General features: G+C 72.5%; 8 protein-coding genes and 1 pseudogene. 3 read left to right on the plus strand and 6 right to left on the minus strand.

The window, feature by feature from the left end; genetic code table 11:
- Positions 1 to 31 precede the first annotated feature (31 nt).
- Both B4K29_RS12990 and B4K29_RS12995 read left to right on the plus strand, forming a co-directional pair.
- The gene (locus B4K29_RS12990) at positions 32 to 1543 is read left to right on the plus strand and encodes a purine-cytosine permease family protein (protein WP_286967616.1); all 1512 of its coding nucleotides are present in this window, start codon (positions 32 to 34) and stop codon (positions 1541 to 1543) included.
- Entirely contained in the window at positions 1524 to 2087 is a 564-nt protein-coding gene (locus tag B4K29_RS12995) for a cysteine hydrolase family protein (RefSeq protein ID WP_286967619.1), read from the plus strand. The genes B4K29_RS12990 and B4K29_RS12995 overlap by 20 nt, the downstream gene beginning before the upstream one ends.
- 87 nt (positions 2088 to 2174) lie before the next feature.
- Here the strand turns inward: B4K29_RS12995 and B4K29_RS13000 are convergent, their stop codons facing one another.
- From B4K29_RS13000 to B4K29_RS13025, 6 genes are all read right to left on the minus strand, one after another.
- Positions 2175 to 3362: a glycerophosphodiester phosphodiesterase family protein gene (locus B4K29_RS13000; protein ID WP_286959903.1), complete on the minus strand. Its 1188-nt coding sequence runs from the start codon at positions 3360 to 3362 to the stop codon at positions 2175 to 2177.
- Positions 3363 to 3475: 113 nt separating this feature from the next.
- A complete protein-coding gene (locus tag B4K29_RS13005) occupies positions 3476 to 4105 on the minus strand; it encodes a methyltransferase domain-containing protein (RefSeq protein ID WP_286967621.1) in 630 nt (209 codons plus the stop codon).
- The gene (locus B4K29_RS13010) at positions 4098 to 4295 is read right to left on the minus strand and encodes a CDGSH iron-sulfur domain-containing protein (protein WP_286967623.1); all 198 of its coding nucleotides are present in this window, start codon (positions 4293 to 4295) and stop codon (positions 4098 to 4100) included. Before B4K29_RS13010 ends, B4K29_RS13005 begins: the two co-directional genes overlap by 8 nt.
- Positions 4296 to 4306: 11 nt before the next feature.
- Positions 4307 to 5344 carry an iron-containing redox enzyme family protein gene (locus tag B4K29_RS13015; RefSeq protein WP_286959904.1) on the minus strand — a complete coding sequence of 346 codons (1038 nt, stop codon included), beginning with the start codon at positions 5342 to 5344 and terminating at the stop codon, positions 4307 to 4309.
- Between the two features lie 77 nt (positions 5345 to 5421).
- Positions 5422 to 6318, minus strand: coding sequence for an alpha/beta hydrolase (locus B4K29_RS13020; protein WP_286959905.1), 897 nt, complete (start codon positions 6316 to 6318; stop codon positions 5422 to 5424).
- On the minus strand, positions 6315 to 7034 hold the full coding sequence (locus tag B4K29_RS13025) for a DUF998 domain-containing protein (protein ID WP_019284457.1): 720 nt from the start codon (positions 7032 to 7034) through the stop codon (positions 6315 to 6317). Before B4K29_RS13025 ends, B4K29_RS13020 begins: the two co-directional genes overlap by 4 nt.
- A 183-nt stretch (positions 7035 to 7217) precedes the next feature.
- Here B4K29_RS13025 and B4K29_RS13030 point away from each other — a divergent pair.
- Positions 7218 to 7601: pseudogene (locus B4K29_RS13030) on the plus strand (hypothetical protein); the annotation flags it as partial.

Raw genomic sequence — 7601 nt, forward strand, 5'->3', positions numbered from 1 at the left:
CCGCGCTCGGCTCGGTGAGAGCATAAGGACCATGACAGCGACGTCTTCACCAGGCCAGACCGCCACCGAGGTCCGCCGCCGCGGGGTCGAGACCACCGGCATCGAGATCATCGACGAGTCCGCGCGCACCGCACGCCCGCACGACCTGTTCTGGCCGTGGTTCGCGGCCAACGTCAGCGTCTTCGGGATCTCGTACGGCGCCTACGTGCTCGGCTTCGGCATCTCGTTCGCGCAGGCTGCCGTGGTCGCCGTCGTCGGCGTGATCCTCAGCTTCGCTCTGTGCGGGATCATCGCGATCGCCGGCAAGCGCGGGTCCGCCCCGACGATGATCCTCAGCCGCGCGGCCTTCGGCGTGCAGGGGCAGAAGGTCCCCGGCGTCATGTCCTGGCTCGTGTCGATCGGGTGGGAGACCTTCCTCGCCATCATGGCCGTGCTGGCGACGTCCACGATCTTCGGCCGCCTCGGATGGGGTGGCGGGACGCCCACCAAGGTCGTCGCGACCGTCGTCGTCGCGGCGATCATCGTGCTCGCCTCGGTCGCCGGCTACCACATCATCATGCGGCTGCAGTCGGTCCTGACCTGGGTCACGGGTGCGGCGACGATCGTCTACATCGCCCTCACCGTGAGCCACGTGCGGTGGGATGCCGTGCGCGAGCTCCCCTCGGGCCCATGGCAGTCCGTCGTCGGCGCGCTGGTCATGGTGATGACCGGCTTCGGGCTCGGCTGGATCAACATCGCCGCGGACTGGTCGCGCTACCAGCGCCGTGACGCGTCCAGCGGCGCCATCGTCGCGTGGAACACCCTGGGCGGCGCCGTCGCTCCGACGCTGCTCGTGCTCTACGGCCTGCTGCTCGCCGGATCCGACCCCAAGCTCTCCGAGGGGATCACCGCCGACCCCATCGGCACGCTCGCCACGATCCTGCCCACCTGGTTCCTCGTGATCTTTCTCGTCGCCGCGGTGCTCGCACTCGTGTCGGGGGCCGTCCTCGGCATCTACTCCTCCGGCCTCACGCTGCTGTCCCTCGGTGTCCGGATCCCCCGTCCCGCAGCGGCTCTCGTCGACGGGATCATCCTCACGGCCGGCACGATCTGGGTCGTGTTCTTCGCCCAGAGCTTCCTCGGGCCGTTCCAGAGCTTCCTCATCACGCTGGGCGTCCCGCTCGCGGCGTGGGCCGGCGTGATGATCGGCGACATCGCCCTGCGGCGGCGCGACTACGACGACGACGCGCTGTTCGACGGTGGCGGGCGCTACGGGAGGTTCGACTGGACCTCGTTGGCGCTCATGGCGATCGCCTCGGTCGTGGGCTGGGGTCTCGTGGTCAACACCTTCGCCGCCGACGCCCCGTGGAACAACTGGCAGGGCTACCTGCTCTCCCCGCTCGGCCTCGGCACGCGGGCCGGCGACGCGTGGGAGGGCGCCTGGCCCTACTCCAACATCGGCGTCCTGCTCGCCCTGCTGATCGGTCTCGTCGGCTGTCTCCTGCTGCGCCGCAACCGGGTTCGCCGACAGGAGGCCGGCACCTATGGCCGACTCGACGCCTGACGGTGACGCCTGGCTGGTGGTGATCGACCCGCAGGTCATCTTCGCCTCGCCCGAGAGCGACTGGGGCTCGCCGATGTTCGCGGCGATCGTGCCCCGGGTGCACGCTCTCGCACGGGGATTCACGGGGCGGGTGGTGGTGACGCGCTTCGTCGCGCCGGCGTCGCCGCAGGGGTCGTGGGCGGACTACTACGCCCGGTGGCCGTTCGCGCGCGTCGAGGACAGCGACCCCTTGTATGCCGTCGTGCCCGAGCTGGCGTCACTCGCGGCCGGGGCGCACGTGGTCACCGAGCCGACGTTCGGCAAGTGGGGTGCCGCCCTGCGCGAGATCGTCGGCGCCACACCGCGGCTCGTCGTGACCGGCGTCTCGACGGACTGCTGCGTTATTGCGACGGCCCTGGCGGCGGCCGACGCGGGCGCCAGGGTGACGGTGGTGTCCGACGCGTGCGCCGGCTCCACGCCCGACGACCACGCGGCGGCGCTGCGGGTGATGAGCCTGTTCGAGCCGCAGATCACCCTCACCACCACCGCCGAGCTCCTGGCCTGACTCCGCGGGGAAGTCTGCGCACCGACAGCGGTACCCAGACTTCCCCAGGAGGCGGCTATGGACGTTGGTATGCCGCAGCCGCCGCCGTCAGAGCTTGCGGGAGTAGGCCCGGGGCAGCGGCATACCGCGCTCCGCCATGACCAGGCGCCCACGGTCCGGGTAGTTGGTGATCAGGCCGTCGACCCCCAGGTCGATCAGGTGGTGCATGACGGCCGGGTCGTCGACGGTCCACGGCACGACCTTGAGGCCGGAGGCGCGGGCCTGGCGGATCATGGCCGCGTCGACGTAGTAGCCGGACGGCTTGTTGCCGATGTCCCAGCCGGAGGAGAAGACCTTGACGCCCTCGATGGAGGCGGCGGCGCGCACCACGTTGCCGCCGAAGTCGTCGATGTCGATCCCGCCGAGCCACGGGGAGGCGCCGGGCTTGCCGACCTGCTGGTTCTCGAAGTTGTCGAGCGCCACGAGCGGGATCCGCCGGTCGAGCTTGTGCATGAGCCGCAGCGTCGACCAGTCGAAGGACTGGATCATGACCTGCTCCTGCAGGCCCGCGCGACGCACCTCCTGATAGACGCGCTTGACGAAGAACGGCAGCGGCGCGCTGTTGCTCCGGTCGCCGGCATCCGACTTGGTCTCGATGTTGAGCATGACGCCGCGGGCGCGGTAGTCGTTGACCAGGTCGAGGACCTCGCGCAGCTCGACCAGCGGGCCCTTGACCAGCTGCTGGCCCGGGTGGTCCGGCAGCGTGCGGTAGCCGCACTCGACGGTCTTGATCTGCGCGAGGGTGAGCTTGGCGATGCTCTTGCCGACGTAGGGGTACATCGGGTCACCGGCCGTCAGCGGCTTGGTGTCGCGGCAGTTGACGGCGTTCATCGAGAAGTCGTGGTTGAGGACGACCGCGCCGTCCTCGGTGACGACGGTGTCGAGCTCGAGGGTGTTGACGCCGAGCGCCAGCGCCTTGGCGAAGCCGGGCACGGTCTCCTCCGTGGTCAGGCCGAGGCCGCCGCGGTGCGCCTGGAGGTCGAACGTCGGCAGCGGACGGTAGAGGCCGCCATGCTGACCGGGCTTGCCGGGCTTGCCAGGCTTGCGCTTGTCGGCGTCGCCGGCGTCCGCCGGGGATGAGGCGGCGGCTGATGCGGCGGCTGGCGTGGCGGGGGTCGCGGCGGCTGGCGTGCCGGTCGGCTTGGGCTGCTGCTCGGCCTGGGCTGCGGTGGCCAGGCCGGCGAAAGCGGTCGCGGTGGCGAGGACGGTGGCAATGGTGCGGCTCGTGCGGATCATGGCTTCTCCTGGAGCGCGTGGGATGGATCCCTCGACGCTAGGCCCCGCCCGGCGAACCTCGCCCGAGAGCGAGATGACATGTGCGTGAACGCGCCACACGTGGGGCCGGGTCGTCAAGCCATCCGGTCGAGCCGGACGAGCACCCCACCGTCGTGCTTCCGCACCTCTCCCGTGCGCAGCACGCCGCCCTCGGCGACCCGGTCACCGAGCGCCGACACCTGCTCGAGCGTCCCGAGCTGCAGCACGGCGGCGCCGCCGGGCACCAGGTGGTGCGAGATCACCTCGAGGCAGAGCCGCGCCACGTCGAGGCCGTCGTCGCCGCCGTCGATGGCCAGCAGCGGGTCCTGCGGGAATCGCCCCGTCTCGGCGCGGGGCACCCACGGCGGGTCGGCGATCACGACGGCGAAGCGTTCGTCTGCGTCCAGGACCTCGTCGAGCTGTCCCAGGCGCACCTCGACCTGTCCCGCGAGCCCTGCGGCGGCGGCGTTGTCGGCGGCATGCTCGGCCGCGGTCGGGCTGGCGTCCACGGCCACGAGACGCCGGTCCGAGCCGGCGATCGCGAGCAGCCCGATGTGCCCGGCGCCGGTGCACAGCTCGAGCACGCCGCCCTCGGGCGCCTGCTCGATCAGCTCGGCGGCCCACGCCGACTGGGCCGTCGTCCACGGGCGGGGCTCGAGGACGCGGTCGTCATACCGGATCTGCAACGACCCGAATCTCATGGTGCGCGTAGCGATCTCAGCCACGGCGCACCACCTTGTGGGTGCCGTCGCACCAGGGCCGGCGGCTGGACTTGCCGCACGCGCAGACCGCGACGACCGGCCGGGTGACCGGGTGGGACTCGCCCTGCTCGTCACGGATGACGTCCGCCCCCCGCACGAGGAGCGGGCCTCCGGGGCACAGGCGCACCGTGACCTCGGCGCCTCCCGGGCTCACGCCTCCGCCGCTCATGACGCCCGCCCGACGGGCATGTCGGGGACCCCGACGGGAACCCTCACGAGGGAGGTCGTGCCGGCCTGGACGGACGCGGCGTCCCAGCGCTCGAGCATCCGGGCCCCCGTCACGGCGTCGAGGTGGAGCGACGTGGCGACGCCGAAGAGCACGTCCTCGCGCAGCTGCGGCTCGCGGGCGACGAGCCCTGCGCAGACGTCGCGCACCGCGACCTGCTCGTGCACGGCGTCGGCCTCGACGTGCTCGGAGAAGTACTCGGCGGTCGCGGCGGGCAGGCCCACGCGCTCGATCCCGGTCGCGATCTTGCGGCAGGGCAGCGAGCTCGTCGTCTCGAACGCCGCGAGGAAGCCCATCGCCGCCCCGCGCAGCCGCCGGCGCATCCCGAAGACGGCCTGCACGGTGTTGGCGGCCAGGGTCTCGACGCGCACCTCGGGCAGGTAGGCGCCGTAGGTGCTGTCGAGCCCGGCTGCGTCCAGCGCCGCGGCGTACAGGGTGGAGTGCAACCGTTCGGGGTGGCCGCCGCCGTACTCGTCGTACTGGATCTCGGCGAGCGCCGCCTTGACCGGTCCGTCGAGGCGCCCGAGCACGAACGAGTGCGCGTCGGACTCCTTGAGGGCATAGAGGCTCCGCTGCCGCAGGAACTCCAGCACCTGCTCGCGGGTGGCGTGCCGCTGGAGGTATGACGCCACCGACGGCCCGTCGTCCGCCGCGACGAGCGCGAACAGGTCCTCGGCGAGGTCGCCGCTGTCGGGTGCCGCCTCGACGACGGCGCGGGTCGCCGCGCGCAGCTCCTGCTCCATGCCCGCCTCGAGCCCGCCGCGCAGGCGCAGCAGGTCGGGGTCCCACTCGCGGTCGCCCACGGCGTCCTCGAAGCCGCGGAAGTGCAGCTCGAAGAGCATCCACAGCGCCAGCTGGGCGTCCTCGTCGTCGAGGACCGCGGACGGCGCGGCGACGTGCGTGGGCAAGGGGTCGCCGGTGCGCAGCGCCGCACCGACCGCCTCGCTGAGCGGGCCTCGCGGCTCGGGAACTCTCATGTCCTGGTGGTACCCGGGGCTGCGCACCCCCAACCCGGTTCGCCTCCGGCCCCGCGCAGAGCGGTGCAGGTCGATGGTCAGATGTGACGTCGAACCTGCACCGATGTGCGGAGGATAGCGTCGGCGACGCGGTGCGGGTGCTGCAGCATCACCATGTGCCGGGCCGGGCGGATGACCTCGCGCGTGACCTGCGCCGCCGGGTTGTCGCTGGACAGCGCCGCGGCCTGTCGCCGCTGCTGACGGGCCCACCACGACCAGCGTCCCGGCATCGAGCCCGCCAACGCCGTGACCGCGTGCACCGGGATGGCGGGCAGGGGCCGGGTCGAGCGCAGCTGCGCCATCTCGTGCCGCAACCGTGCGTATGCCGCGTCCTCGGTCGCGATCGTCCGCCAGACGTGGGCCCGGGCATAGGTGCGGGCGGAGCGCTCGCGGTGGCGGCGACCCCACTCGCCGGTGGGCAGCCCGCGGTCACCGAGACGCCGCAGCAGCGGTCCCAGCCATCGCCATCCGACCGTGCGGTCACCGATGGTGATCAGGGTGGCCACGGGGCTGGAGTCCTGCTCGGGAGCCGTCTCGTCTCCCTCGCACACGCTGCCGTCCACCGTCACCACGGCCGACACGCGGCGGGGGTGCAGGCGGGCGGCCGCCTCGGCATACCAGGCACCCATGGAGTGCCCGACCAGCACCGCCGACCCGACCCCGCAGGCGTCGAGGACCCCGACGAGGTCGTCGGCGCACCCCACCAGGTCCACCACGACCGGCTCCACGGGCTGCGGGGAGTCGCCGCACCCGGGCCGGTCCATCACGATCACGCGGGCGTGCGGCTCGAGCAGCGCCTGCACCCCTGCCCAGTCGAACCATGCCCCCGCGAGCCCCGAGGCCAGGAGTATGACGGGCGCCGGCCGCCCCCCAGGCCACCCCGAGTCGGCGACGTGGACCTCACGCCCGCCCACGTCGAGCACCCGGGACGTCATCGCGTCCGGGCCCGTCGTCGCGCGGGACGTTCCCAGAGCGGGACCGCGGCGACGACGGCGAGCCAGGCGGCGATGGAGGTGATCTGCAGCCGTTGGCTCCAGCCGAGGGCGTCGAGACCCGTGAAGGGCAGCATCCCGCTGTGCAGCGCCACCTCCAGCAGCACCCACGCCGTGACGAGCACGAAGAAGCCGGCGAAGACGACATACAGGCGCACGACCCACGGCCGCAGGACCGCGGCGCGGGCGCGTGCCACCAGTGCGGTGGCGACCATGGCCACCGTCGTGCCGAGCCCGGCGAACGAGCTGGAGACGCTGTGGACCTGGTGGTGCAGGCGCACGGAGCCGTCACGCTCGGCCTGGCGGCAGGCCTCCGAGGCGGTGGGGGTGCAGCCGAGCGGCGACAGCGCGTCGATGATCGTGGCCAGCCCGAAGACGGCGGTCCCGAGGATCGCCGCGGTCAGCACCCACCTCGGGACGTCGGTGACGTGGCGCCGGCGACGCCAGGCCAGCACGGCGGCGAGGGTGACGAGGCTCCCGGCCGCGACGTCGGCCGCGCGCAGCAGCCCCGATCCGGGCTGGTCGTGGACCAGCAGCTCGCTGACGAATGACGTCCGCGGCGACAGCTGGGAGGGCGAGAAGACCCACATCATGTAGAGCAGGGCCGCCCCGATGGCCAGCACCCTGATCGCGAGCGGCGTCCGCGGCGTCGAGGTCATGCACGCATTGTCACAGACTCGTCGCTGGGTGCGATGGCCCCGCGGTCGCGGCATACAGCCTGCTGACGGTGCGCACCCGCCCGCTCCAGCCGATCGGGCAGCCGCCCAGCGCAGCGCACCGTCACCGGTGCCCACCTCGACCGATCCGGTGACATCGTCGTCGAGCTCGCGCACGGCGAGGGCGTGCCGGGGGCCTCGACGCTCGCCTACGCCACCAAGCCCGGGCGCAACGTCGTGCGCGACCTCACCTACTCGCTCACCCAGACCGCGCCCGTCCGCCTCAAGAGCGGCGCCGCCGTGCAGCTCACGTCCTTCCACCAGGGCGGGGTGGTCGACCCCGAGGTCGACGCCTTCGGCGCCGGCGCGTCCCGCAACGGCCTGAAGTACCGCTACTACGCACCCAAGAAGTCCCTGCGCCCGGCCCGGTCCAAGGCGCCGCTCATCCTCTTCCTCCACGGCGGCGGCGAGGGTGGCTGGAGCAAGGCCAGCAACAACGACCTCCCGCTGCTCGCCAACCGGGGTGCGCTCGCCTTCGCCACCACCGAGTCCCAGCAGATCTTCAAGGGC

The sequence above is a fragment of the Arsenicicoccus sp. UBA6765 genome (genome assembly GCF_002453335.1).
GTDB classification, from domain to species: Bacteria; Actinomycetota; Actinomycetes; order Actinomycetales; family Dermatophilaceae; genus Arsenicicoccus; species Arsenicicoccus bolidensis.

Bases quoted from the DNA above. Each gene is read 5' to 3' on its own strand.
- B4K29_RS12990 (WP_286967616.1), top strand. From the start codon at position 32: ATGACAGCGACGTCTTCACCAGGCCAGACCGCCACCGAGGTCCGCCGC.
- B4K29_RS12995 (WP_286967619.1), top strand. From the start codon at position 1,524: ATGGCCGACTCGACGCCTGACGGTGACGCCTGGCTGGTGGTGATCGAC.
- B4K29_RS13000 (WP_286959903.1), bottom strand. From the start codon at position 3,362: ATGATCCGCACGAGCCGCACCATTGCCACCGTCCTCGCCACCGCGACC.
- B4K29_RS13015 (WP_286959904.1), bottom strand. From the start codon at position 5,344: ATGAGAGTTCCCGAGCCGCGAGGCCCGCTCAGCGAGGCGGTCGGTGCG.
- B4K29_RS13020 (WP_286959905.1), bottom strand. From the start codon at position 6,318: ATGACGTCCCGGGTGCTCGACGTGGGCGGGCGTGAGGTCCACGTCGCC.
- B4K29_RS13025 (WP_019284457.1), bottom strand. From the start codon at position 7,034: ATGACCTCGACGCCGCGGACGCCGCTCGCGATCAGGGTGCTGGCCATC.